23 protein-coding genes are annotated in these 26012 nt (G+C 35.0%); 20 read left to right on the top strand and 3 right to left on the bottom strand.

What is annotated here, in order from left to right; all coding sequences use genetic code 11:
* Window positions 1-18 precede the first annotated feature (18 nt).
* Both BM212_RS02655 and BM212_RS02650 read right to left on the bottom strand, forming a co-directional pair.
* A complete protein-coding gene (locus BM212_RS02655; protein WP_091896045.1) occupies window positions 19-870 on the bottom strand; it encodes a VOC family protein in 852 nt (283 codons plus the stop codon).
* Between the two features lie 169 nt (window positions 871-1039).
* Window positions 1040-2071, bottom strand: a complete 1032-nt coding sequence (locus tag BM212_RS02650; RefSeq protein ID WP_091896042.1) for a lactonase family protein — start codon at window positions 2069-2071, stop codon at window positions 1040-1042.
* Window positions 2072-2283: 212 nt separating this feature from the next.
* Here BM212_RS02650 and BM212_RS02645 point away from each other — a divergent pair, with 212 nt between their 5' ends.
* The 5 genes from BM212_RS02645 to BM212_RS02625 all read left to right on the top strand — a co-directional run bounded on the left by BM212_RS02645 (window position 2284) and on the right by BM212_RS02625 (window position 9430).
* Window positions 2284-3480 carry an AI-2E family transporter gene (locus tag BM212_RS02645; protein WP_091896039.1) on the top strand — a complete coding sequence of 399 codons (1197 nt, stop codon included), beginning with the start codon at window positions 2284-2286 and terminating at the stop codon, window positions 3478-3480.
* Between the two features lie 191 nt (window positions 3481-3671).
* Window positions 3672-4301: a TetR/AcrR family transcriptional regulator gene (locus BM212_RS02640; protein ID WP_091896036.1), complete on the top strand. Its 630-nt coding sequence runs from the start codon at window positions 3672-3674 to the stop codon at window positions 4299-4301.
* A 28-nt stretch (window positions 4302-4329) separates the two neighbouring features.
* A complete protein-coding gene (locus BM212_RS02635; protein WP_091896033.1) occupies window positions 4330-6051 on the top strand; it encodes an ABC transporter ATP-binding protein in 1722 nt (573 codons plus the stop codon).
* Window positions 6051-7925, top strand: a complete 1875-nt coding sequence (locus tag BM212_RS02630) for an ABC transporter ATP-binding protein (RefSeq protein WP_091896030.1) — start codon at window positions 6051-6053, stop codon at window positions 7923-7925. Before BM212_RS02635 ends, BM212_RS02630 begins: the two co-directional genes overlap by 1 nt.
* 260 nt (window positions 7926-8185) lie before the next feature.
* On the top strand, window positions 8186-9430 hold the full coding sequence (locus BM212_RS02625; protein WP_091896027.1) for an ammonium transporter: 1245 nt from the start codon (window positions 8186-8188) through the stop codon (window positions 9428-9430).
* Between the two features lie 103 nt (window positions 9431-9533).
* Here BM212_RS02625 and manA read toward each other — a convergent pair whose 3' ends face one another.
* A complete protein-coding gene (gene manA, locus BM212_RS02620) occupies window positions 9534-10490 on the bottom strand; it encodes a mannose-6-phosphate isomerase, class I (protein ID WP_072694295.1) in 957 nt (318 codons plus the stop codon).
* Between the two features lie 280 nt (window positions 10491-10770).
* Between manA and BM212_RS02615 the strand changes: the two genes are divergently transcribed.
* From BM212_RS02615 to BM212_RS02545, 15 genes are all read left to right on the top strand, one after another.
* Window positions 10771-11370, top strand: coding sequence for a thymidine kinase (locus tag BM212_RS02615; RefSeq protein WP_091896023.1), 600 nt, complete (start codon window positions 10771-10773; stop codon window positions 11368-11370).
* Between the two features lie 2 nt (window positions 11371-11372).
* Complete coding sequence (gene prfA / locus BM212_RS02610) at window positions 11373-12449, top strand: peptide chain release factor 1 (protein ID WP_072696027.1); 1077 nt, start codon at window positions 11373-11375, stop codon at window positions 12447-12449.
* Entirely contained in the window at window positions 12439-13308 is an 870-nt protein-coding gene (gene prmC / locus BM212_RS02605; protein ID WP_245750919.1) for a peptide chain release factor N(5)-glutamine methyltransferase, read from the top strand. The genes prfA and prmC overlap by 11 nt, the downstream gene beginning before the upstream one ends.
* A gap of 33 nt (window positions 13309-13341) precedes the next feature.
* The gene (locus BM212_RS02600; protein ID WP_091896020.1) at window positions 13342-14355 is read left to right on the top strand and encodes an L-threonylcarbamoyladenylate synthase; all 1014 of its coding nucleotides are present in this window, start codon (window positions 13342-13344) and stop codon (window positions 14353-14355) included.
* Between the two features lie 126 nt (window positions 14356-14481).
* Window positions 14482-15111, top strand: coding sequence for a uracil phosphoribosyltransferase (gene upp, locus BM212_RS02595; protein WP_072694299.1), 630 nt, complete (start codon window positions 14482-14484; stop codon window positions 15109-15111).
* A 138-nt stretch (window positions 15112-15249) separates the two neighbouring features.
* Window positions 15250-15483 carry a DUF1146 family protein gene (locus tag BM212_RS02590; RefSeq protein ID WP_072694300.1) on the top strand — a complete coding sequence of 78 codons (234 nt, stop codon included), beginning with the start codon at window positions 15250-15252 and terminating at the stop codon, window positions 15481-15483.
* Window positions 15484-15788: 305 nt separating this feature from the next.
* Window positions 15789-17090 (top strand): UDP-N-acetylglucosamine 1-carboxyvinyltransferase, encoded by a 1302-nt coding sequence (murA, locus tag BM212_RS02585; protein ID WP_072694301.1) that lies wholly within the window; start codon window positions 15789-15791, stop codon window positions 17088-17090.
* A 253-nt stretch (window positions 17091-17343) separates the two neighbouring features.
* Complete coding sequence (mreB, locus tag BM212_RS02580) at window positions 17344-18327, top strand: rod shape-determining protein MreB (protein WP_083540495.1); 984 nt, start codon at window positions 17344-17346, stop codon at window positions 18325-18327.
* 78 nt (window positions 18328-18405) lie between these two features.
* Complete coding sequence (locus tag BM212_RS02575) at window positions 18406-18594, top strand: DNA-directed RNA polymerase subunit beta (protein ID WP_232226936.1); 189 nt, start codon at window positions 18406-18408, stop codon at window positions 18592-18594.
* A gap of 147 nt (window positions 18595-18741) precedes the next feature.
* Window positions 18742-19059, top strand: a complete 318-nt coding sequence (locus tag BM212_RS02570; RefSeq protein ID WP_072694304.1) for a single-stranded DNA-binding protein — start codon at window positions 18742-18744, stop codon at window positions 19057-19059.
* A gap of 214 nt (window positions 19060-19273) precedes the next feature.
* Window positions 19274-19987, top strand: a complete 714-nt coding sequence (locus tag BM212_RS02565) for a response regulator transcription factor (protein WP_072694305.1) — start codon at window positions 19274-19276, stop codon at window positions 19985-19987.
* A gap of 2 nt (window positions 19988-19989) precedes the next feature.
* Complete coding sequence (locus BM212_RS02560) at window positions 19990-21402, top strand: sensor histidine kinase (RefSeq protein WP_072694306.1); 1413 nt, start codon at window positions 19990-19992, stop codon at window positions 21400-21402.
* 241 nt (window positions 21403-21643) lie between these two features.
* Window positions 21644-23824, top strand: coding sequence for an LTA synthase family protein (locus tag BM212_RS02555; RefSeq protein ID WP_177206279.1), 2181 nt, complete (start codon window positions 21644-21646; stop codon window positions 23822-23824).
* 130 nt (window positions 23825-23954) lie between these two features.
* Entirely contained in the window at window positions 23955-25133 is a 1179-nt protein-coding gene (locus BM212_RS02550; RefSeq protein ID WP_091896017.1) for a class I SAM-dependent rRNA methyltransferase, read from the top strand.
* A 168-nt stretch (window positions 25134-25301) separates the two neighbouring features.
* The gene (locus BM212_RS02545) at window positions 25302-26006 is read left to right on the top strand and encodes an ABC transporter ATP-binding protein (RefSeq protein ID WP_072694309.1); all 705 of its coding nucleotides are present in this window, start codon (window positions 25302-25304) and stop codon (window positions 26004-26006) included.
* Window positions 26007-26012 lie beyond the last annotated feature (6 nt).

Below are 26012 nucleotides of genomic sequence, written 5' to 3'. Positions count from 1 at the left end.
CCTCCTATAGAATAATATTTAATGCTTAAAAGTGATTTTACAATTACCTAATTCTTTTAAAGATTCATCTATTGTAAATCCTGGTCTTTCAGTAGCCAGCTCAATACGCAAGCCTGAAGGGCTTTTGACATATAAACTAGTAAAATAGTGTCTATCAATTAACTTTTCGACTTGATATCCGTATTTTTCAGCTCTTTCTTTGAAGTATTCGAGATCTTCAAATGTTTCAACTGTTAAAGCAATATGGTCAATTGAACCTCTTCCCAATCGTGAACGATCATCTGTATGACTTTCAATCAATTGTATTTGTTCTTTTGAAGTAGGATTGAGCATAAATGAATCGGTCAAAGACAACCACTCTTTTAAAAAGTGTCTTTCTTTATCAACAAGACGTGTGTGTAAGTTGATTTTAGAAATCCGAATCAACTGGTATTCTTCTTGTATATGAGAATAGGCTATAGGTGTTGTTGAAAGATCCGGTGTAACAGATTCATGCAATTCAAGATTGAGACCATCAGGATCGACTAAATTTATAGATGACTTTTCAATGTTTATATTAAACCTAATAGTATATTTTTCTAGTCTGTTTTTCCAATATATCAAGCTTCCTTTAGGAATAGACAGGCTGACTGTTCCATAGTAATGATCATTTTTGTAACTTTTTCCTATTTTAGGGTAAACAAAGAAAGTCAGTAAAGTACCTGGGGTCCCCCAGTAATCTCCATAAAATAAATGAGGAGTCTGCAAATTCTCTTGATGGACGGTTTGTTTCACTAAACGTAATCCCAGAATATGAGTATAAAAATAAAGATTGTCTTCCATCGATTTAGTAAATGCTGAAATATGATGAAATCCTTTCACCTCTGGCATGTAATTTCACTCTTTTCTAAAGATTAAATAGTTTACATTTAACGAAAACTAGAAAGAGTATATAATAAATTCATTTATCTCGAATTCGTTATATTTATTTTACACTATTTACTTACAAAAGAAAAGAGATGCTTTTAAAAAAGCATCTCTTTAGACGTGGTTAATGATTTTATACAAAAGCTACACAAACTACTTCAGGTGCATAAATATCTTTTTGCAGCAAAGATAATTTTCCAGTTTCAGTATTTCTTTCGAATAGTGTTAGATTATCCGAATCCTGATGCCCGACCACAATGAATTGTCCACTAGGGTCAATATTGAAATCTCTTGGGATTTCTCCTTCAGTTGGTACATAATCCACTAATTTCAGCGTGCCGTCATCTTGTACAGCAAAGATAACAATTGAATTATGTCCACGATTTGAGGCATATACAAATTTACCATCTTTAGAAATACGGATTGCTGCCCCGCCATTGAAACCAGTATGCTCTTCTGGGATAGATGAAATAGTTTGCAGGTGAGAAAGTGTTCCACTTTCACTATTATAGGATAATGCGATTACATCACTGCTTAATTCTCCAAATAGATAAGCTAATTTACCATTTGGGTGGAAAACGATATGTCGAGGGCCGGTTCCTGGTGCAGTAGAGATTACATCTACTTCAGAAAGCTTTCCGTCATCGTTTACTGTATAAGTGATTACTTCATCAGTTCCCAAGTCGCAGGCAACTAAATATTTTTCATCAGGAGTTAGATCGAAATAATGAGCATGTGCAGATTTCTGGTTTTCATGAACAGATTTTCCAGAATGCTGCATGGTATCGGTTAATTCAAGGGAACCGTTCTCGTCTGTTTTGAATACTGAAATTTCGCCACTATGATAATTTGCAGTGTATAAAAAGTTTCGGTTAGAATCATACGAAATGTAACAAGGAGAAGAACCTTCAGCAGTATAAACATCAGTTGTTGCATAAGTTCCGTCATTCGTTTTCTTGAATGCAATAACGCCACCCTTATTCCCGTCTTTTAATACAGTATATAAGAGCGTACCATCTTTGGACACATCAAGATATGTTGGGCTTCCAACTTCAGCTTCTAAATGGATTTCACCTAATTTTTTCTTTTCAAGATCTAATTCAATACTATATACACCTTTGCTTTCTCTTTTAGTGTATGTTCCTAATAAAACTTTTTGAGTCATGAAAAATCCTCCTTAATTTGTTTGAACTGATTGAAATCAGTATACCAAAACTTAAGAAATTTATGAAACGGAATTCATTACACTTTCTCAATACGGACTCATTTTAAATATTATTAATAAAATTCTAAGAAGTTATAGATTTCTTAAGATTGTATATGGTTATGGTATGATAAACTATAATCGTTAAGCAACATCTTAAGGGAGGATCAATAATGAAAGAGAATTATAATGATAATCGCTCAACTAATTTTAAAAAATCCTGGTTTTGGAAACAAATTATTGATAATAAAGTGGTTTCTGTTTTGTTAGTTAGCTTACTGATATTCTTTAATATTTTTATGTTAGGACAGATTTCAATTATTTTTCGACCTGTAGAGATCATCCTGAGTATAGTTGGTCCTCCAATAGTCTTCTCGGCAATCTTTTATTATTTGTTGAGTCCTGTCGTAGATTGGTTAGAAAAAAAGAGATTTACTCGTAATACTGCAATTGCTTTTGTTTTTGCCCTTATTATTTTATTTTTTATCGTAGGTATAAATTTTATTGTGCCGATTATTCAAAAGCAATTAGAGTCACTAATTGAAAAATGGCCGACCTATTGGAATAGTTTAATGGTCCAGTTAGATGAATTACTCGGGACTGAAGCCTTTACAGGATTTATGGATCAATTAAGTGAAACTTCTCTAATTGGCAGCTTAAGTGGACAAGCTTCAGGTTTTTTGGATGTTACAGTAGGGGGGATAGGCAGTTTTATTGGAACATTGACACAAGTAGGAATTACTTTGTTTACAACTCCTTTTATCCTTTATTATCTATTAAAAGACGGAGGAAAAGTTCCTGATAATTTCTTGAAAATTGTACCGACAAAAATTCGTGGAAATGTGAGGGAAATTCTTGAAGATATCAATAAACAAATTAGTTTTTATGTTAGAGGACAACTGATTGTAGCTGCTGCAGTGGGCGTTATGTTCTGGATTGGATTCTCGATAGTAGGGCTGGATTTTGCACTTACATTAGGAATTTTTGCAGGCTTCATGAATCTGATACCGTATCTAGGTTCATTTCTGGCTATGATCCCAGCAGTTATTGTGGCAATTGTTGACTCTCCATTTATGCTTGTGACAGTATTAGTCGTATTTGGAATAGAGCAAGTACTAGAAGGAAGAGTAATTTCACCGCAAATTTTAGGAAATACATTGAAGATTCACCCGATTAACATTATTTTTTTACTTTTAGTTGCGGGTAGATTGTTTGGTGTAATGGGTGTCATCTTAGCAATTCCTGGGTATGCGGTCCTTAAAATCATAGTGTCTAGAACCTTTGCTTGGTATCAGAAACATTCGGGTCTTTACGAAGAAAAAGTTTCAACAAGTGATGCGGTTCTTGTTAAAAAAGAAGAAAACGATTAATTTATTGCTGTATAAGGTCTTATTAAATAAGGCCTTTTTTTATTTTCGGTTGTTCAATGAAAAAAAGTTGAAAATGAATCTTTTTAACTTGATTTATGACACAGTGTCACATATAATATTAAAAGTATGTTCCATGACACAGTGTCATATTCGTAATATTGAAAATGAATCTGACTTAAGGAGAGAAAATTTTGCCAACACAAACATTTTTCAATTTACCCGAACAAAAAAAGCAGCGATTGATCGCTGGTGCAATGAAAGAGTTCACTGAGAGATCTTTAAATGAAGCATCTATTTCTAATATTGTAAAAAATGCAGAAATTTCTAGAGGAAGCTTTTATCAATATTTTGAAGATAAAAAAGATTTATATTTTTTTTTAATAGGGAAATTCAAATATAATTATCATCGTCTGATGGTCAATAGTTTCAAAGAAGCAGAAGGGGATTTTTATAGGGGGTATCAGATTTTTGCAGAAAAATATATTCAAAATATTATGAATTCTGAAAAATTTGGTTTTTTTGAAAATATGTACCTGCATATGAACTATCAGATTAATCAAGAATCTGGAGTCAATACATTTATGCCTTCATCTTCTATGAAGAAAAAAGCGATTCTAAATAAAGAAGATATTTTAAATGTTGTTAAAAGAGAGCAAGTTAAAGCATGCTCAGATCAAGAGTTTTTTAACATTTTACGATATATTTTAAATATATTAGACGATACTATAATGGAAGGTTTTTGGAAGGAATTATCTATTGAAGAAACACAAAAATTATTTTCAACTCGTTTAGAATGGATGACAAAAGGTGTTTTGAAATAAAAAAGAATAAGAGAGAAGAGGATAAGGTATGACAAGATTAGCTAAATTTATGAATCCCTGGCGCGTGTTTCTAACCGTCTTATTCATGGCAGTCCAAGTAGCAGGCATGCTTGCCATGCCAACACTCACTGCTAACATCATAGATTTTGGGGTTGCAGAGGGGAATGTGGATTATATTATAAGAACTGGATTCTACATGCTAGGTTTTACTCTGCTGACTATATTATCAGCATTATTGAATGTTTACTTTGCTGCTAAAGAATCCCAGGGATTAGGGAACACATTAAGAAAGAAAATATATCGAATGGTTATTTTCTTTACAAATGATGAATTAGATAAATTTGGTACTTCTACATTAATTACCAGATCGACTAATGACATTATGCAGATTCAATTTGTTATGATGATGGTTTTAAGAATAATGACTCTATCACCGCTTTTAATTATTGGTGCTGGGACAATGGCTTATACTAGAGAACCACAATTAGCATTTGTCTTTATTATTACTATACCCGTTTTAGCTGCTTTGATTTGGTTTATTTTACATTTTTCAGGTCCATTATTTAAATCAATGCAGAAAAAAACAGATAGACTTAACAGAGTTTTCCGTGAAGGATTAACTGGTATACGAGTCATTCGTGCTTTTAATAAAGACGAATATGAAAGAGAACGATTTGACGAAGCTAACTGGGATTTTGCACAAACTTCTATTAAAGCTAATACTGTCATGGCGTTTATGATGCCTTCTATGGTGCTGGCGGTCAGTGTAACAAATATTCTTATTATCTGGTTTGGTTCGCAACTTGTCAGCACTGGTGATATGCAAGTAGGAAATATGGTTGCGTTCATGACTTATGCTATGCAAATCCTAATTGGCGTTATGAATGTGTCAATGGTTCTATTCTTTTTACCACGGGGACAAGTTTCAGCAGAACGTGTATTAGAGGTTTTGGATACGCAAAATACCATTGAAGACCCTGAACAAGCAAAACATTTAAAAGACACGTCAAATGTATCATTACGATTTGATAATGTCAGTTTTAGATACCATGGTGCCGAGAAATCAGCCCTTGAAAACATTGACTTTACACTAAATAAAGGTGAAAGATTAGCAATTATTGGTGGAACTGGATCAGGTAAAACAACTTTAGCTAATTTGATTCCTCGTCTCTATGACGTAGAAAGAGGCCAAATAAAAGTTAATGGTGTTGACGTTAGAGATGTAGAACAGGGAGAACTGAGACGTCTGATTGGTTTTGCTCCTCAGAAAGCATTACTGTTCAGTGGAACGATTCGTGAAAATATGAAATATGGTAAACCGGAAGCTACTGATGAAGAAATCTGGCACGCTTTAGAAGTTGCGCAAGGTAAAGATTTTGTTTCTGGATTGCCTAAAGGGTTAGATTCTAGAGTAGAACAAGGAGGAGGAAACTTCTCAGGTGGACAAAGACAAAGATTGAGTATTGCTAGAGCTTTGGTGACAAAAGCGGATATCTTAGTGTTTGATGACTCATTCTCAGCTTTAGATTTTAAAACAGACGCAAGATTACGTGAAGCATTAAAACCAGATACTCAAGACGCTGCAGTTGTAATCATTGCTCAACGAATCAGTACAGTTATTGATGCAGATCAGATTATTGTCTTAGATCAAGGAACCATAGTTGGTCAAGGAACTCATGAAGAATTAAAAACGAATAATCCAATATATCAAGAAATTATGGAATCTCAATTGAAAGGAGAGGATATTTAATGGCTAAAGAAAGTGGAAGTAATGTAGCACATATCCGATCTAAAAAAGCGAATAATTTCTGGGGTACAGTATTTAGATTAATTCGTTATATGTCTACAAGATTTTGGGCATTGGTAGCAACACTAATCTTAGCTATTGCTGCGACAATAATGGCTACACAAGCACCGAGAATTCTTGGAGGTGCAACTACTGAGATATACAGAGGTCTTCAAGAAGGACGAGCAATGCAAGAAGCCGGTGAGACTATTGAACAATTCCCGATTGATTTTGATGTGATTAAAAATATTATTCTAGTGGTATCTATTGTATATGTTACACAAGCTGTTTTTCAGTTTTTTCAACAGTTTATTACTGCAAGAATTGCCCAAAAAACAGTATATGATATGAGAAAAGAATTAAAAGAAAAAATGGCTACACTACCCATTAAATATTATGATACGCATTCTACTGGTGATATCCTTTCTCGAGCAGTTAATGATATGGACCAGATTGCTAATACATTGCAGCAGTCCTTGACTCAATTTATTATCAGTGTAGTTCAATTTGTAACAGTATTGATCGTAATGCTATCAATCGATATTCGCTTAACTTTAGTAACTATCGTAACCGTTCCAATCAGTTTTTTACTAATAGGGTTTGTAGCACCTAAATCACAAAAACAATTTTCAAGACAGCAAAAAGAATTAGGAAACGTGAATGATCATGTTGAAGAAACTTATTCGGGACATACAGTTGTAAAAACGTATAACCGTGAAGAAGATGAAATCATTAAATTTGATAAGAGAAGTTCTAAACTAAATGAAGCATCAATGAAAGCTCAATTTCTTGCTGGGATTATGATGCCTCTAGTTAGCTTTTCTCGAGATTTAGGTTACTTTGGAGTAGCATTGGTCGGTGGTATTGGAGTAGCGAATGGAACGGTTTCTTTAGGTAATGTCCAAGCATTTATCCAATATGTAAATCAATTTTCACAACCAGTTCGTCAAATAGCCAATTTAGCAAATACCATTCAGGTAACCATCGCAGCCTGTGAACGAGTGTTTGAAGTATTAGATGAAGAAGAAATGCATGAAACAGTATCCGGCTTAAAACCAAAAGAAAATTCTCCTTATAAAGTAGAATTCGAACATGTCCAGTTTGGTTATGGAGACGAAGCAGATGATCCATTATTAATGACTGACTTTAATCTTACTGTTAAACCGGGCAATATGATAGCAGTAGTAGGTCCTACTGGCGCTGGTAAATCAACCTTAATCAATCTACTGGAAAGATTTTATGACGTCAAGGGTGGAAGTATTCGATTTGAAGGAGTGGATACTAGAGATATTCCACAGCCTGAATTGAGAACAAAATTTTCTATGGTACTACAAGATACTTGGTTGTTCAATGGAACGATTTGGGATAACATTGCCTATGGTAGTGAACAATATGGTAAAAATCGAGACCACATCTTAGCTGCGGCAAAAGCGGCGCATGTAGATGACTTTGTTCAGAGGCTACCGGAAGGATATAATACGATCTTGAATGAAGAAGGAACAAACATCTCTCAAGGACAACGTCAACTTATTACGATTGCTCGGGCTTTCCTGGCAGATCCGGAAGTGTTGATTCTTGATGAAGCAACGTCATCTGTAGATACAAGAACAGAAATACTCATACAAAAAGCAATGAATAATTTACTTGAAGATCGAACAAGTTTTGTCGTAGCACATAGACTGTCAACTATCCGTGATGCAGATAAAATTATTGTAATGAATGAAGGGGATGTAATCGAAACTGGTAACCATGATGAACTAATGGATCAAAATGGTTTCTATGCTGATTTATATAATAGTCAGTTTGCATCTTATGAAGAAAATACAGCCTTTGCTTAAATAACTTATAATACAAATATTTTGATTTTATAAGAAACTGAAACCTTCATAGTCTGAGGGTTTCAGTTTTTTTGTATGAATGTATAGACCAATAACAGAAGTGAACATTAAATAATATAACGATTAATCATCAAATACTATATATAATTAATGTTATAAGAGGATTTTCTTAATATATGATGGAATTGTATCCCTTCTATTGATAAGTATACCACTTTAAAAGTATAGTAGATCTATCTTAAATAAGGGGAGATAAGAACATGTCAGCTACTGATACACTTTGGGTTTTATTAGGAATTGTACTCGTATTTTTTATGCAGGCTGGTTTTGCAATACTTGAATCAGGACTAACTAGAGCTAAAAATGCTGGAAATATTATTATGAAAAATATTATGGATTTTGTTTTAGGATCACTACTTTACTGGGTAATTGGATTTGGGATTATGTTTGGTCCTTCTATTCTAGGAATTGTAGGGACTCCGGATTTCTTTGTTACGGGTAACTATGACTCTTCTATTCCTGGATATGTGTTTTTAATGTTCCAGACAGTATTTTGTGCAACAGCAGCGACTATTGTATCTGGAGCAATGGCTGAACGTACTAAGTTCAGTTCGTACTTACTGTATACGATTATTCTATCAGGCGTAATCTATCCGATATCTGGACACTGGATCTGGGGCGGTGGCTGGTTATCAGAATTGGGCTTCCAGGATTTTGCTGGGTCAACAGCAGTGCATATGGTGGGCGGTGTTACAGCTATTATAGGTGCTAAATTTGTAGGTCCAAGAACTGGAAAGTATGATAAGAATGGAAATGCGAAAATTATTCCGGGTCACAATGTCGTTCTAGCGGCATTAGGAGTATTTATTCTATGGTTCTCTTGGTTCGGGTTCAATGGTGCTTCTACTTTAGAAGCTTCTGACGGGGATTCATTGAGCTTGATTGGCCTGATTTTACTTAATACAAACTTATCAGCAGCAGCAGCAACGCTGGTTGCTATGGGAATATCATGGATTAAATTAGGCAAACCAGATGTGGGAATAACAATGAATGGAGCGCTCGCTGGTCTAGTAGGTATTACAGCCGGATGTGCAGTTGTAGAACCAATAGGAGCAGTTGGTATTGGGGTACTTTCTTCAGCTAGTATGATAGCTGCACTTGATTTTGTTGAAACAAAATTAAAGATAGACGATCCAGTAGGAGCTTTTGCTGTTCATGGTGTTGCTGGAGGATTAGGGACCATATTAGTAGGTGTTTTTGCTCAAGAAGGAGGAGTGCTTTACGGCGGTGGTTTAGGGTTGCTTGGTATACAAGTTCTTGGGGTACTGGCAGTTATTCTTTGGGTAACCGTCTCAATGGTACTAGTTTTCAAATTGATTCAATCAACTATTGGATTACGTGTAAGCACTGAAGAAGAAGAAGCAGGTATGGATGTTAGTGAGCACGGGTTAGCAAATAGTTACGCAGATTTTGCATCAACAGAAAGTGTACCTAACAAAGGATAATACTATTTAATTGTTAGTGTTAAACAAAACGACAAAAATCCAAAGACAGTGATTTAGATTCTAAGCTGTCTTTGGATTTTTAATATCTATTTTGATTATTGGATTAAATAGCCTTACCAGGAATTGACGAGATAATATGAAAGTCACCGTTGAAAGTCCAACTGTCTATTCCGTTAGGCAAGATAAAATGTGTCCCTTTTTTAAGTGTATAAGTTTCAGAATCTACAGTTAGCGTACCCATACCATCCAAAACACTAACTAATGTGTATAAGCCAGATGATTTAAAAGTAGATTCTCCAGAAATTTTCCAGTCTTGAACAGTAAAAAACTCATTTTCAACTAGTGTAGTAATCAGGGCACCTTTTTGCTCTGCCGTGGTTTGAGAAAGATCCGGATCTACATGTGGAATAGTTGTCACATCAACTGATTGTTTGATATGCAATGGTCTTGTATTTCCTTCATCATCTTTTCTATCATAGTCGTAGACTCTATATGTTGTATCGCTGGATTGTTGTGTTTCTAAAATAGTGATTCCTCCACCAATTGCATGGATCGTACCGCTAGGAACGTAGAAAAAGTCGCCAGGTTTAACAGTTACATATCGTAGTAAATCTTCCCATTTTTCTTGCTCGACCATATCTATGAATTCTTCACGAGTTTTAGCTTGATGTCCAAATACGATCTGAGCATCTTTGTCGGCATCAATTACGTACCAGCATTCAGTCTTGCCCAGTTCTCCTTCGTGTTTAAGTCCATAAGCATCATCTGGATGAACCTGAACCGATAATTCGGTTTTAGCATCTAATATTTTCGTTAATAAAGGGAAAACGTCACCTTTTTGATTTCCAAATAGCTCTCTGTGCTGATCCCATAATTCAGTTAATGTTTTTCCGGCATACTTTCCAGATTCTACAACTGCTGGACCATTTTTATGAGCACTTATTGCCCAAAGCTCCCCAGTATGTTCGCTTGGAATGTCGTAACCAAAAAAATCACGCAAATTGGTTCCACCCCAGATTTTTTCCTGCATTACACCTTTTAAAAATAATGGTTGCGTCATAATCAGTCTCCTTACACTTTTGTACTTATAGTTTAACATATTTCAAAGTAAATAATTTCGTTTTAAGAAGACAATTATTATAAAATACATTCTAACTATATATTTGCAAGAAACTTTTATGGAACTAATTATGGAGATGATAACCTGGTAATTTATTTGTCTTACTAATACATTCCCTTGTACTTTCTCTAGTCTTATCATATAATTTATAAGGATAACCATGTTTATTATAAGCAAGTGTTTACGGTAATCAACAATACAATGAAAGTAGGATAATAAAGTGGCTCAACTGTATTTTAGATATGGAGCAATGAATAGTGGAAAATCTATTGAAATTTTAAAAGTAGCACACAATTATGAGGAACAGAATAAGTCAGTCCTTCTATTTACAAGTGCAATCGATGATCGAGATACAGTTGGACAAATTTCTAGTCGGATTGGACTCAAACGTGAAGCTATACCGATTGATGATGAAATGAATATATATGAAATTGTAAAAAAAATGGATCAGCATCCCGACTGTGTATTGATAGATGAATCACAGTTCTTAAGAAAAGATCATGTATTACAATTGGCAGAAATTGTAGACCAACTAGGTATACCGGTAATGGCTTTTGGGTTGAAGAATGATTTCATGAATGAATTATTCGAGGGATCAAAATATTTATTGTTACTAGCTGATAAGATTGAAGAAATGAAAACGATCTGCTGGTTCTGTCATAAAAAGGCAACTATGAACATGAGAATGCATAATGGCAAACCTGTCTACACAGGAGATCAGATCATGGTGGGTGGTAACGAAGACTATTATCCAGTCTGTCGGAAACACTACTATGACTCAATGAGAAAAAGTGCTTTAGAAAGAGGCGAAAATAAATGAGTATGTTTGACCGATTAGAACAAGTGGATAATCGATATGATGAGTTAAACGAGTTACTAAGTGACCCTGCTGTTATTAATGATACTGACCGATTTATGAAATTAAGTAAAGAAGAAGGTGAACTTAGAGAAACCGTTGGAATCTATCGTAAGTACAAAGAAGTGAACGAAGGGATTAAAGAAACAGAGGAGCTGCTTCAAGAGACTTTAGAAGCGGATATGGAAGAAATGGCTAGGGAAGAGCGAGAAGAACTGCTTACTGAAAAAGCTAAACTAGAAGATGAATTAAAAATTCTACTCTTACCCAAAGATGAAAATGATAAACGAAATATTATCATGGAGATTCGTGGTGCAGCAGGTGGGGATGAGGCACAGTTATTTGCTGCGGATCTACTTGAAATGTATCAGCGCTACGCTGATTCGCAGGGATGGAAAACGGAGATACTAGATGCAAATTCCAATGGATTAGGCGGATATAAAGAAGTAACATTAATGATTACTGGACAGAACGTTTATTCTAAACTCAAATTTGAGAATGGAGCTCATCGAGTACAGCGTGTACCACAGACTGAATCTCAGGGACGTATTCATACATCCACTGCTACAGTGGTAGTAATGCCGGAAGCTGAAGATGTAGAAATTGATATTGCTGAAAATGATATTCGTATCGATATTTATCACGCAAGTGGAGCGGGCGGGCAGCATGTAAACAAAACTGCATCAGCTGTGAGATTGACCCATGAGCCAACTGGGATAGTTGTGGCTATGCAAGATGAACGTTCACAGTTAAAAAACCGCGAGAAAGCAATGAAAGTTTTGAAATCTCGTATATATGATAAGATTACTCAGGAAGCTCAGGCTGAAGTTGATGCTGAACGTAAGTCCGCAGTTGGTACTGGAGATCGTTCTGAAAGAATTCGCACTTATAATTTCCCGCAAAGCCGTGTGACGGATCATCGTATCAATTTGACAATTCAGAAACTTGATCAGATATTAGCGGGAAAAATGGATGAAATTATTGATGCGCTGGTATTCTGGGAACAAGCTCAGAAAATGGAACAACTTCAAGATGAGTACTAAAATGAAGTTTGAAGAATTGTATGAGAAAGAGACATTTAGAGAAGTCCTGGCGGGGGCTTCTTCTTTTTTAAAGAGTCGAGGTAAAGAAGGCTTTGCAGCTGAATGGCTACTTAGAGAACGAAATGATTTAAGTAAAACTCAATTGATTAGACGTTACTCAGAGCCTATGTCCAAAGCAGTTAAAGAGATGTTTTTATCAGATGTGCAATCATTTATAGAAGGATTGCCCCTGCAGTATATTGTTGGACATGAGTGGTTTTATGACAGAAAATTCAATGTGAGCTCAAATACACTTATTCCTAGACCTGAAACAGAGGAATGGTTTGATCGATATATCAAAAAATTACCCAATCAACCATTTAAAGTATTGGATATTGGCACAGGAAGTGGAGTGCTTGCAATCTCACATAAGCTGGAAAGGCAAGATGATCAGGTAGTGGCAGTCGACATCAGTAGTGATGCTTTAGAAATTGCTGAAGATAATGCTGCAACACTTGGAGCTGATGTTGAATTTTATAAAAGTGATTTAACTCAGGCAGTAAAAGATCAATCGTTTGACCTAATCATTTCTAACCCACCTTATATTTCTATTAATGAGAAATCTGTGATGGATCAGTCGGTATTAGATCATGAACCATCAGTAGCGTTGTTTGCTAGAGAAGATGGATTAGAGATTTATCGAAGACTCGCTGAAGAATTACCGTTATTACTGAAACCAAAAGGAAAAATCATTCTGGAGATTGGGTATCTTCAAGGTGAAAGTGTCTATAACCTATTTGAAAAAGCTTTTCCCGAAGCTGAAATTGATATATGGCAGGATATGGCAGGACAAGACCGTGTCGTATTTGTGATGACTTGAAAGTATGAGCAGGAATTAGATTGGAGTGAAACAATGGATACTGTATGGATGAAAGAAGAGGAAATTTATAAAGCAGCTGAATTACTAATAAGAGGAGAGGTAGTTTCATTCCCTACTGAGACTGTGTACGGTCTTGGAGCAGACGCGACTAATGATGCAGCAGTTAAGAAAATATATGCAGCAAAAGGAAGACCAAGCGACAATCCTCTGATTATTCACATTGCAAATCTCGCACAAGTCAGTGAATATGCACAAGATATCTCAGAAAAGGCCAGAATAGTTATGGAAAAATTCTGGCCTGGTCCATGCACGATTGTTTTAAGAAAAAAAGGCCCTTTAGCAGAAACGGTTACTGCCGGGTTGGATACGGTCGGAATAAGAATGCCAGATCATCCAATTGCGTTAAAGTTAATTGAAATAAGTGGCATACCTCTGGCAGCTCCTAGTGCAAATTCTTCGGGTAGACCTAGTCCGACCTCAGCAGAGCATGTTTACCATGATTTAAATGGAAAAATAGCAGGTATTATTGATGGCGGTGAAACTGGTATTGGTTTAGAATCAACAGTTTTAGATTTATCTGATTCAAGTAAACCAGTGATTCTTAGACCGGGAGGAATATCTAAAGAGGAACTAGAAGCTGTAATTGGTCCCGTTATGTTTAAGCCAGAACTTTCAAATCAGACTGATGTACCAATGGCCCCGGGGATGAAATATACTCATTATTCTCCTTCAGAACCAGTTGTCATTGTTGCGGAAAATGGAATCGGCTGGGAAAAAGCTATCCGCTATTATGAAAACAAAGGCGAAGTGATAGGGTTACTAGCTTCTGAAGAGATTATTAAAGAATTCAAGCCAGCACATAATTGTTCATTCTCGTTAGGTAAGAAGCGGGACACAGCATCAGCTTCAAAACGGTTATTCAAAGGATTGAGATATTTTGAAGAAACGAAAGCAACGGTTATTTTAGCAGAGTCGTATAGCAGAATAGGAATCGGAGAAGCTTATATGAATCGTTTAGAAAAGGCAGCTGGTAACAAAGTCATTTGAAATTCATTAAATTTGATAAATAAGATGGAAAACGATCAAATCTTTCTGTACAATAATGAGAGGAAATCAGGCAAGTCAATCAATTTATTGAGATCACTATAAATCCAAAAAGAGGGAGTCGTTTAAATGGGTAAATTTCAAGTTATCAATCATCCACTTATTCAACATAAGCTTACAATCATCAGAGATAAAAGAACTGGGACAAAGTATTTCAGAGAAGTTGTAAATGAAATTGCTAGGTTATTAGCTTATGAAGTTTCTCGTGAAATGCCTGTAGAAGACGTAGAAATTGAAACACCACTAATTAAATCTACACAAAAACAATTGTCTGGGAAAAAAGTTGTAATTGTTCCGATTTTGCGTGCAGGACTGGGCATGGTAGATGGAATGCTGGATTTAATACCAGCAGCAAAAGTTGGACATGTTGGAATGTATCGTGATCATGAGACGATGGAACCAGTAGAATATTTTATCAAGCTTCCTTCGGATTTGCCTGACCGCCAATTGCTGGTTGTAGACCCGATGCTTGCGACAGGTGGATCTGCAGTAGCAGCTATTGATGCACTCAAAAAAAGAGGCGCAACTAACATCAAATTTGTGTGTCTAGTTGCTGCTCCAGAAGGCGTCAAAGTTTTACAAGATGCTCATCCAGATGTAGATATCTATTCTGCTTCTTTAGATGATAAATTAAATGAAAATGGATATATTTTACCTGGTCTTGGTGACGCAGGTGACAGACTGTTCGGAACATTATAAAACCATACTGAAATCCTCGATCCAATAAACTGGATTGAGGTTTTCTAATATGCTCTTCTATTTTGATTACTTTTAATAAGCGTTAAAAATGAATTCATAAGTCCGATATGCTAAAATTATTATGGAAGGATTGGGAATATGACTTTTATAGGGTTACAATCTTTGATTACTATTATATCCCACATAACTTTTATCTTGATTACCTTTTGGGCACTACAGGGACTGAAAACAGATAGTTGGATAAAAAAATATCATATACAACAAGCTAGAGTATTGTATATGTTACTTTCTATTGCAATTGGCTACACTGTTAGCAGTTTTTTTATAGATTTTATATTATCGTCACAAAATTTAGTTCAATTATTTAACTGATAGTATAGGCTTTATAGAAAATAGAGTTGAAGTTCACAAAAATGTCATAGGGCCTTGAGAGGTAATAGTTTATAAAAGGGTTGCTTTCTGATATAATATGACAGGTTATTATGAACTTTTTTGTTCATCTAATCTTAAAACTTAAATTAAATAGATAAAATATATCTGTTTATTTTTAAGCAAGCACTATATATTTTATAACTTGTAAAGTATTTAAATAATGATTTTTTATATGATAAAAAAATTGTACGATTAAACTGAAAAAGATTAAATAATAGGATGAGTATTACCTTGGAGGGCATAGTATGGACAAGATCATTGTGAACGGCGGACAAACTTTAAATGGAACTGTTGAAGTAGAAGGCGCAAAAAATGCAGCATTACCAATTTTAGCTGCGACGATTCTAGCGAGCAAAGGAAAAAACCATTTATCAAATGTACCGTTATTATCAGATATTTATACAATGAAAGAAGTATTGAATTACTTAAATGTAGACATATCTTTTGATGAAAAAAATAAAGAAATGACATTAGATGCAACAAGTGAATTGAATGAAGAAACACCTTTTGAATATATGAGCAAAATGCGGGCATCAATTGTTGTAATGGGGCCGCTATTAGCACGTAATTCATATGCAAAAGTAGCTTTGCCAGGTGGTTGTGCAATTGGAACTCGTCCAATCGATCTTCATTTAAAAGGATTCGAAGCGATGGGCGTAGAGGTACATATCAGAAATGGATATATAGAAGCCTCTGCTGAAAAATTAAAAGGGGCCCATATCTATCTTGATTTCCCAAGTGTCGGCGCTACTCAGAATATTATGATGGCTGCCACACTCGCTGAAGGAACAACAACAATCGAAAACGTTGCAAGAGAACCAGAAATTGTTGACTTAGCAAATTTCTTGAACCGTATGGGTGCAAAAGTAGTCGGTGCAGGGACTGAATCTATCCGTATCGAAGGAGTCAAAGAACTAACTGGGACAGATCACATGATTATTCCTGATCGTATCGAGAGTGGAACCTTTATGGTTGCTGCTGCAGTAACTAAAGGGAATGTGCTGATTAAAAATGCTGTTTCAGAACATAATAAACCACTGATTTCCAAGTTGAAAGAAATGGGTGTAATGTTTGAAGAAGAACAAGAAGGCTTACGTGTGCTTGGACCGGCTCAATTACTTCCTACAGATGTAAAAACTATGCCACATCCAGGATTCCCAACAGATATGCAAGCTCAGATGACGATTGCTCAACTTAATGCAAAAGGAACAAGCGTTATGCGTGAGACTGTATTTGAAAATCGATTCATGCATATGGAAGAATTACGTAAAATGAATGCAGAATTTAAAGTTGATGGACAAAGTCTTATGATATCTGGTGGTACACAATTACAAGGAGCTGAAGTTGCATCAAGCGATTTAAGAGCTTCTGCTGCATTGATCATAGCAGGACTTGTATCTAAAGGTTATACTCGCGTAACTAACTTAAATCACTTAGATCGCGGATATTATAAATTCCACGAAAAACTAAAACAATTAGGTGCTGATATTGAAAGAGTATCGGAAGAGGTTACTTCTAAAACAACAGATGCTATAGTAGCAGAATAAATTTTATTTGAAAGCAAATAAGGAGCTGAACCAGAAAGATCATCATATAAGTTGATCTTATGGTTTTCTCCTTTTTTGCATTTGTAAGGATTTTATTTAATTTGGACTGTTTTTAATCTTGCTCTTTAGTAGAATCTTGAGTATGATAGGAAGAGTGAGAACTTTAGAAAGCACATATCAGAAATTATAAATCAGCTAGTAGTCTTTTAAGTAATCTTGCAGAATCGCTGAAAGACTTGAGAGGAGAACAATTATGGCAAGAGATATTGGAATCGATTTAGGAACTGCAAACGTATTAGTACACGTTAAAGGCAAAGGTATAGTGCTAAATGAACCTTCAGTTGTGGCATTAGATACTAAAACTAAGGAAGTCCTAGCAGTAGGTGAAGAAGCGTATTTAATGGTAGGAAGAACACCGGGGAATATACAAGCAATTCGTCCGCTTCAAGGCGGGGTTATAGCTGATTTTGACATAACAGAAGCAATGCTTACTTATTTTATCAATAAACTGAACGTTAAAGGGTTTTTATCGAAACCCAATATCTTAATTTGTTGTCCTACAAATATTACGGCTATTGAGCAAAAAGCTATAATTGAAGTTGCTGAAAAGAGTGGCGGAAAAAATATCTATCTGGAAGAAGAGCCGAAAGTTGCTGCTATTGGAGCAGGAATGGATATTTTTCAACCAAGCGGAAATATGGTGATTGATATTGGAGGCGGAACAAGCGATATAGCAGTTCTATCTATGGGCGGTATTGTGACAAGCCGATCTGTAAAAATTGCCGGGGATACATTAGATAACGATATCATTGTCTACTTGAAGAAAAAGCATAATTTATTGATCGGAGAGCGCACAGCAGAAGCTGTAAAGAAAGAAATAGGTGTGATTTTTGATCATGGTCGCAATGACTCAATGGATGTCAGAGGAAGAGATGTAGTTTCCGGTTTGCCTCGCACTGTATCTATTTCTTCTCTCGAAGTAATGGAAGCAACTCGTGAATCAATGGTGGTTGTAGTGGAGAAAGCAAAAGAAGTATTAGAAAAAACACCACCAGAACTATCAGCCGATATTATTGATCGTGGTATAATTCTAACAGGCGGAGGGGCTTTGCTCGACGGAATCGATCTGCTGTTTGCAGAAGAACTAAAAGTACCTGTCTTTAAAGCTGAGAGCCCATTAGATTCTGTTGCATTAGGTACAGGAATTTTACTTGAAAGCTTAAAAAAACGTAAATAATATAGTGATCTGGATAAAATATAAGATCAAAAGAAATAATCTGAAAATAAAATTGAAATGTTTAGAGGTGTGTATTTCGTGAATTGGAAATATATTTTGAAGAAGACTGGAATTTATCTATTGAAAATATTTTTAGTAATCTTAGTGATTGCCGTAGCCTTTATCGGAGGAGTTATGCTGGGGTATGGAGTTATTGGTGATGGCGGTAGTCCAATGGATGTATTTGAACCTGAATTGTGGCAACATATTTTAGACTTCTTTATGTAATATCCACTTCTAAAACATTAAAAGATGAGTAGAGTAATCTCTACTCATCTTTTTTTCGTGGTTTTTCCTATAAATGCACAGTTTATGTAATAGAGCTGTTTAAAGAACAGATCTGTCAAAAAGACGAGTACATTAGGAGGAAAACGGATGAATCAAGTTGCATTGGTAGGAAGAATTGTTCGAGAAATTGAGTTGCGGGATGTAGGAGACGGAAAAATTGTTTTGAATAATGTCTTGGCAGTCCAGAGAAATTATCGTACTGATCACGGAACAGAAGCAGATTTTATACCATTTGTAGTGTGGGGCAAAAGAGCTGAACTAATCGAGGAATACTGTAATAAAGGGGATTTGATAGGATTGACTGGGAAAATCCAATCAAGAACTTATCAGAGTAATGAGTCAGAAACAGTCTATGTAGTTGAAGTTTTTGTTAATGAAGTTCGCTTTCTGCAGCCAAAAAAATAAAAATCGTCCAAAATAACTAAGTGTTAGAAAAGTTCGCTAGATACTTTAGCGAGCTTTTTTTATTTTAAATGTATAAGCGTTTATCTTCTTTATATTTTCATTATTTTATCTTATTTCTTTCTTTGCAGACAAAAAACCACACAAAATTTTCAAATATTCGTTGTATAATGTAGAATGAAGCTTATAAAGAGATATTAATGAAAGAAGGATACGCATGGATATTTTGATGATTGAAGATAATGAGTCCGTATGTGAAATGATTGAAATGTTTTTTTTGAAAGAAGAATGGGAAGCGACCTTTGTTCATAATGGTAAAAAAGGATTAGAAACTTACTTGGATAATCAGAATAAATATGATTTGGTGGTATTAGATATCATGCTTCCGGAAATGGATGGGATGACTATTTGTAAAGAAATCAGAAAACATTCTACTCAAATCCCGATTATTATGCTGACTGCTAAAGATACAGAAAGCGACGAAGTGATAGGGTTAGAAATCGGTGCAGATGATTACGTAACAAAACCGTTTAGTCCATTGACTTTAGTTGCGCGTATCAAATCTCTTAAAAGAAGAGCAAATGCGCAAATCAATTCTGAAGAATCAGAAAATAGTTTGTATGAAGTGGAAACAGAACATTTGAAGTTAGATAGAAATACAAGAGAAGTTTTATTGTATGAGACTCCTTTAGAAGGATTAACACCTAAAGAATTTGATTTACTTTATACTTTGGCTAATAGTCCTAGAAGAGTTTTTTCCAGGGAACAGCTTTTGCAAATGGTCTGGGATTATGAATATTTCGGTGATGAAAGAACGGTAGATGCACATATTAAAAAACTGAGACAAAAACTTGTACAAAACGGTCCACAAGTAATCCATACTGTGTGGGGAGTCGGTTATAAATTTGATGACACAGGAGCTATAGAATAAAAATGAAGTTTCCTTATTTTTATCAACAAATGCTGGGGTTTCTATCAGTTATCATTATGCTGCTGACGATATCAGTCATTTCAATCGTCTTGTTTGCCCGGAACACTGCTATAAAAGGAACTGAAAATAGATTGTTTGCATATGCAGAATCAATAGTAGATGTAAATTTGAAAGCTAGTCAATTATCTAATTTTCAATCTCTGCTGGGAAATCAAGGAGTTACATTTTTTGTATTTGATGACAGTGGTGATTTAGTTTTCCCAAATTTACCAGAAAACGTAGAAACTAGGGTTGTTCCAGAAGAAGAAGACCGATTAAGAGATGGAGAACGTGTTTCTTTAACGACTGAACAAGCAGATCTTTATGGGAATCCTAGAGAAACAGCATATGTTTATTTACCATATTTCACATCGAATGCGGGAGACTATGCTGGATTTGTAGCTGTAAGTGCACCGGTAAGTCAGATAGAAAGACAAATGAGTGATTTGAAAAGAAATCTGTTTAATGCATTTTTAATTTCCACGATTATTGCGATTATAATGAGTTTTGTATTTGCCCGTTATCAAGTAAAACGTGTAAATGGATTAAGACAAGCGGCCCATATGGTAGCTGAAGGAGATTATGATATTCGTCTTGAACATAAAGATAGAGATGAAATTGATAATCTTTCTCAAGATTTCAATAAAATGATCTATGCTTTGGATATGTCAAGGCAGGAAGTCGAGCGCCAAGAAGAAAGACGAAAAACTTTCATGCAAGATGCTGCTCATGAAATGCGCACACCACTAACTACAATTAACGGATTGCTGGAAGGTCTAGAATATGATGTTATTCCTGAATCTCAACGATTGAGAAGTATCCAGTTAATGAGAAAAGAAACAAAAAGAATGATCAGATTAGTCAATGAGAATCTTGATTATGAAAATATTCGGTCAAATCGAATTATTTTAACTAAACATAATCTTCCTGTTTCTGAAATTCTAGATGAAATAAAGGAACAGATGACGAATATTGCAGAAAGTTCTAATAATACACTCAAGATAGATTCATTAGAGAATCTAACGGTATATGCTGACTATGATCGTTTCAAACAAATTCTAGTGAATTTAATAAAAAATGCAATACAGTTTACAGATAACGGTTTGATAGAGGTAAGTGGTATGAAAACAGAGACAGGGACTCAGATTACTATTAAAGATAATGGAATAGGCATGACTGAAGACCAAATGAAAAATATCTGGGACAGATATTATAAAGCAGACATTTCAAGAACCAATACGAAGTATGGTGAATCAGGATTAGGATTATCAATTGTTCAGCAGCTAGCGGAAATGCATAAAGCTAAGCTGGAAGTAGAAAGTGAACCAGGAAATGGAACAAAATTTACAATTGAATTTCCAGATTCAGAAGATTAATTAAAAGTTTAATAATATCTTAAGTCTTCAAACCCTTATAGTAATAATATAAGGGTTTGTGGACTTTTTTCCCTTATCAATGCTTGATTTCTTTATTATTTTAATACTTGAATTTACATGGTTTCAACATTTGCCTTCTATGTAAATTTAATGTAAAATGTCCTAGAGATTAATAATGTTACTAAACAACAAAAAGTATACTGATGTTTTAGGTATTGCAGAAATAATAGGAGGCATATTCATGTCTAAAGTTAAAAATTTATTAAATACAAGAATTGGATTTTTCGGATTAGCCAGTATTTTGTTTTGGTTAAAGACCTACCTAGTCTATTTGGTAGAATTTAACCTAGGTGTATCTGGTGCAATCCAGCATTTTATCTTACTGATCAATCCAATAGCATTTACAGTTATTCTGTTCTCTATTGCACTCTACTTTAAAAAGACTAAACGAGCATATATTGCCCTATTTATTGTAATGGCGATTGCTTCGATGATATTGTATTTTAACGTTATGTTTTATAGAGAATTTAGTGATTTTCTTACAATGAATATATTATTAGGATCAAATAATGTTTCTGGAGCGGTTGTTTCTTCAACAGCTGCTATGATGAGACCTTGGGATATTTTCTATTGGATGGATTTCATCATTTTACTCGTTGCAATTCTATATAAGAAAAAATCACCTATCAAAATGGATAATCGTCCATTAAAAAAACGCTATGCAGTTGCAACGACCGTTTTAGGAGTCGCATTATTTGCAGGTAACTTAGCTCTTGCCGAAAGTAACAGACCGCAGTTATTAGTTAGAACTTTCGATCGTAACTATATTGTGAAATACCTTGGTTTGAACTTCTTTACAGCTTACGATGCTTTCCAGACTGCTCAGAACAATCATGTCCGGGCTAGTGCAGATGAATCTAATTTAGTTGATATTGTTGATTTTGCTGAAGAGAATCATGCGGCACCGAACCCTGAATATTTCGGGGAAGCTGAAGGACGCAACGTAATTGTCATAGCAATGGAGAGTGTTCAGCAGTTTCTGATTGATTATGAATTAGAAGATGAAAACGGTGAAATGCATGAAGTCATGCCCTTTGTAAACAGCTTATTTCATGATGAATCATCCTATAGCTTCGATAATTTCTATCATCAAGTAGGTCAAGGAAAAACTTCTGATGCAGAAATATTGGGAGAAAATTCTTTATATGGATTGCCTCAAGGAAGTGCATTCCAAACACTTGGTTCCACAAATACATTCCATGCAGCACCAAATATTCTTAAACAGGAAGCTGGATATACTTCTGCAGCTTTCCATGGCAATGTTGGATCTTTCTGGAACAGAAATGACACTTACCAACAGTTCGGTTACGATTATTTCTTCGATTCAGCTTTTTATGATGTATCTGGCGATAACTCTATGGAATACGGATTAAAAGATAAATTATTCTTTGATGAGTCTGTTCAATATCTAGAGCAGTTACCACAACCGTTTTATTCTAAATTTATTACTGTAACGAACCACTTCCCTTATCCACTGGATGAGCAGAATGCTGGGTTCCCTACTGCTCAAACAGATGATGAAACAATTAATCAGTATTTTGCTACAGCGAATTATGCTGATCAGGCTATTGAAGAATTCTTTAACTATTTAAAAGAATCAGGACTATATGATAACTCAATCATTGTGCTTTATGGAGATCATTATGGTATTTCTAATATGAGAAATCCTCATCTTGCTTCATTACTGGGTGAAGATCCAGAAGAGTGGGGAGACTTCGAGAATACTCAAATGCAGAAAGTACCTATGATCATTCATGTACCAGGTGCAGAAAATGGAGAAGTATCTCATAAGGTTAGTGGACAAGTCGATATGTTACCAACTTTAATGCATTTATTAGGACTTGAAACAGATGATTATCTATTTATGGGGCAAGACATTCTTTCAGATGAGCATGATGATGCAATTCCTTTCCGAAACGGAAACGTCGTTACAGATGACTATTCGTTTATTGGCCAAAGTATTTATGATAATGATACAGGCGAAGAAATCCAGGATAGTTTATCTGAAGAAGAATTAGCTGATTTAAATGAAATAAAAGTGGAAGCTACACGAGAGTTATCATTATCAGACGATTTAATGATGATGGACTTGCTGCGCTTCTATACCCCGGAATCATTTAGTGATGTTGAACGCAATGACTATATTTATAGTGATCAGCTAGAAGTATTAGAGAATGATCCGCTTAGAAGTACAAGCTTGATTGAAATGAATGGCGGACAGTCTACAGCAGATTTATATGAAACAGACGCTCCAGAATTGTCGGAAGATACTCCAGATGATCAAGATGATTCAGAAGGAACTTCAAATACTGACAATTCAAGTAATTCAGAAGAAATGGATGCATCTGAAACAACTGAATGATAATAAAAGGTGGATGTCAAATAGTAGTCTGACATTCACCTTTTTACATGGGGTAATAAAATTAGCAAAAGTTATGTTATAATGAGAATCACCATAAACTATCCGATAAAGATAGTAAAGGAGTAGAAGAGTGAGAAAATTAAAAGTAAAAACACTAGCAGCTAATCGCCTAAAAAAAGGATATCAAGCTTTAGAAGAATATGATTTTAAAACAATGGGCGATGTAATAGAAGGTGAGTTTGTTGAAATCACTGATCAAAATAATAACTTTATTGGTAAAGGATATCTTGGTGAAGAAGATCGTACAGTAGGATGGGTTCTTACAACTGATAAAGATGAACCAATTGATTCTAACTTCTATGACCGACACTTCCGAATGGCACGTGATGCTAGAACAGCTTACTATGCAGACGATTCTACAAATGCGTTTCGTCTATTTAATGCATCTGGTGATGGAATCGGTGGTATAACAATTGATTACTACGATGGTTTTTACATTTTCTCATGGTTTAATCAAGGAATTTATAGCCATCGTGAACAAATTTATCAAGCATTTAAGATTGCTATACCTGACTTTAAAGGAATAATTGAAAAAGTACGCTTTAAAAATGCAGATATCCAATCACGACATGTTTCTGGTGAAATGCCTCCTGAACCTTTATTAATTAAAGAAAACGGTATTCAGTATGCAACTTATATCAATGAAGGTTGGATGACTGGGATTTTTTTAGATCAGAGAAACGTTCGTCGCAAACTCATGGAAGAATGGGGAACTGGTAAAAAGATTCTAAATACTTTCAGTTATACCGGAGCATTTTCTGTAGCCGCAGCTATGGGCGGGGCTATCAAGACAGTTAACGTTGATGCTGCAAAGCGAAGTAAATCTAAAACGATCGAACAATTTAAAGTTAATGGACTAAATCCTGATGATCATGAGATTCGAATAATTGATGTCTTTGATTATCTAGATTACGCAAAAAAGCATGATTTGAAATTTGATATTATTATTTTAGATCCGCCCACTTTTGCACGTACAAAAAAACGTACCTTCAGCGTAGAAAAAGATTATGTAGGCTTAGTACAAGAGGCATTAGAAATCTTAGCGGATAACGGTATATTAATTGCTTCAACAAATACTTGGAAATTAAGTAGAGATGATTTCTATCAAATGATTAATGAAGCATTTGACAAAGAACAAGTAGATGCCTATTTACTTGAAGAGTATGGATTGCCAGAAGATTTTAAAACAAATGAACAGTATCCAGAAAGTGATTATCTTAAAGTCATGGTCTTAGAGAAAACCAGCTAAGTTAAACCTTAACTTCAAAGAGCCAGTAGAGTATGGATAACTTTACTGGCTTTTTATTTTGGAACTCTGACGTTTTTGTGAAGAAAATATGATGAAAAATATACTGGGTACAAGTTCTTCAGAGGCTGTGCTAATATATAGTAAGAGAATAATAGAGAGGAAAAATGTATGAGTGCTTATATTACCGTGAAAGAAGAATACAAAAGATATATATCAGGCGAAACAACAGTTGTTGCTAATAATGGCATAACTTTCCATGTAGAGCAACATGAATTTGCTGTGATAGTAGGTCCGAGTGGGGCGGGGAAAACGACTGTATTGAATATCTTAGGTGGCATGGATTCAGCTGACGAGGGTGAAGTTATTATTGATGGTACGAATATTGTTGGATTTAATGAAAAAAAATTAACTAAATATAGACGAGATGATGTTGGTTTTGTATTCCAGAATTATAATTTGATTCCTAATCTTACAGCGAAAGAAAATGTAGAGCTGGCTGCAGAGATTTCACCAGATGCACTTGATGCTGCTGAAGTATTGAAGAGCGTTGGACTTGAAGATAGAATGGATAATTTCCCAGCACAGCTATCTGGTGGTGAACAACAACGAGTTGCAATTGCTCGAGCACTTGCTAAGCAGCCTAAATTGCTTTTATGTGATGAGCCAACGGGAGCATTAGATTATGAAACAGGAAAAAAAGTATTGGAAATTTTAAACAAATCTAAAGAAGAATACGGTGCAACAGTTGTTGTAATTACACATAATCGAGCAATTGCTCCAATGGCTGATAGGGTAATTGATATCAATAATGCTAAAGTAAGAAGTATGACAGTGAATGAGCAGCCTACTCCAGTACACGATATTGAGTGGTGAAATAAA

Source organism: Marinilactibacillus piezotolerans, from assembly GCF_900114235.1.
Lineage (GTDB): Bacteria > Bacillota > Bacilli > Lactobacillales > Carnobacteriaceae_A > Marinilactibacillus > Marinilactibacillus piezotolerans.
Note: the sequence above shows the minus strand (reverse complement) of the source record. Positions and strands in the feature narration are given on the sequence as shown.

Excerpts from the sequence above, each read along its gene's own strand:
- BM212_RS02645 (WP_091896039.1), top strand. The coding sequence starts at position 2,284 with ATGAAAGAGAATTATAATGATAATCGCTCAACTAATTTTAAAAAATCC.
- upp (WP_072694299.1), top strand. The coding sequence starts at position 14,482 with ATGGGTAAATTTCAAGTTATCAATCATCCACTTATTCAACATAAGCTT.
- BM212_RS02625 (WP_091896027.1), top strand. The coding sequence starts at position 8,186 with ATGTCAGCTACTGATACACTTTGGGTTTTATTAGGAATTGTACTCGTA.
- BM212_RS02570 (WP_072694304.1), top strand. The coding sequence starts at position 18,742 with ATGAATCAAGTTGCATTGGTAGGAAGAATTGTTCGAGAAATTGAGTTG.
- BM212_RS02555 (WP_177206279.1), top strand. The coding sequence starts at position 21,644 with ATGTCTAAAGTTAAAAATTTATTAAATACAAGAATTGGATTTTTCGGA.
- manA (WP_072694295.1), bottom strand. The coding sequence starts at position 10,490 with ATGACGCAACCATTATTTTTAAAAGGTGTAATGCAGGAAAAAATCTGG.
- BM212_RS02650 (WP_091896042.1), bottom strand. The coding sequence starts at position 2,071 with ATGACTCAAAAAGTTTTATTAGGAACATACACTAAAAGAGAAAGCAAA.
- prmC (WP_245750919.1), top strand. The coding sequence starts at position 12,439 with ATGAGTACTAAAATGAAGTTTGAAGAATTGTATGAGAAAGAGACATTT.
- BM212_RS02545 (WP_072694309.1), top strand. The coding sequence starts at position 25,302 with ATGAGTGCTTATATTACCGTGAAAGAAGAATACAAAAGATATATATCA.
- BM212_RS02560 (WP_072694306.1), top strand. The coding sequence starts at position 19,990 with ATGAAGTTTCCTTATTTTTATCAACAAATGCTGGGGTTTCTATCAGTT.
- BM212_RS02655 (WP_091896045.1), bottom strand. The coding sequence starts at position 870 with ATGCCAGAGGTGAAAGGATTTCATCATATTTCAGCATTTACTAAATCG.
- BM212_RS02635 (WP_091896033.1), top strand. The coding sequence starts at position 4,330 with ATGACAAGATTAGCTAAATTTATGAATCCCTGGCGCGTGTTTCTAACC.
- BM212_RS02630 (WP_091896030.1), top strand. The coding sequence starts at position 6,051 with ATGGCTAAAGAAAGTGGAAGTAATGTAGCACATATCCGATCTAAAAAA.
- BM212_RS02565 (WP_072694305.1), top strand. The coding sequence starts at position 19,274 with ATGGATATTTTGATGATTGAAGATAATGAGTCCGTATGTGAAATGATT.
- BM212_RS02600 (WP_091896020.1), top strand. The coding sequence starts at position 13,342 with ATGGATACTGTATGGATGAAAGAAGAGGAAATTTATAAAGCAGCTGAA.
- murA (WP_072694301.1), top strand. The coding sequence starts at position 15,789 with ATGGACAAGATCATTGTGAACGGCGGACAAACTTTAAATGGAACTGTT.
- prfA (WP_072696027.1), top strand. The coding sequence starts at position 11,373 with ATGTTTGACCGATTAGAACAAGTGGATAATCGATATGATGAGTTAAAC.
- BM212_RS02590 (WP_072694300.1), top strand. The coding sequence starts at position 15,250 with ATGACTTTTATAGGGTTACAATCTTTGATTACTATTATATCCCACATA.
- mreB (WP_083540495.1), top strand. The coding sequence starts at position 17,344 with ATGGCAAGAGATATTGGAATCGATTTAGGAACTGCAAACGTATTAGTA.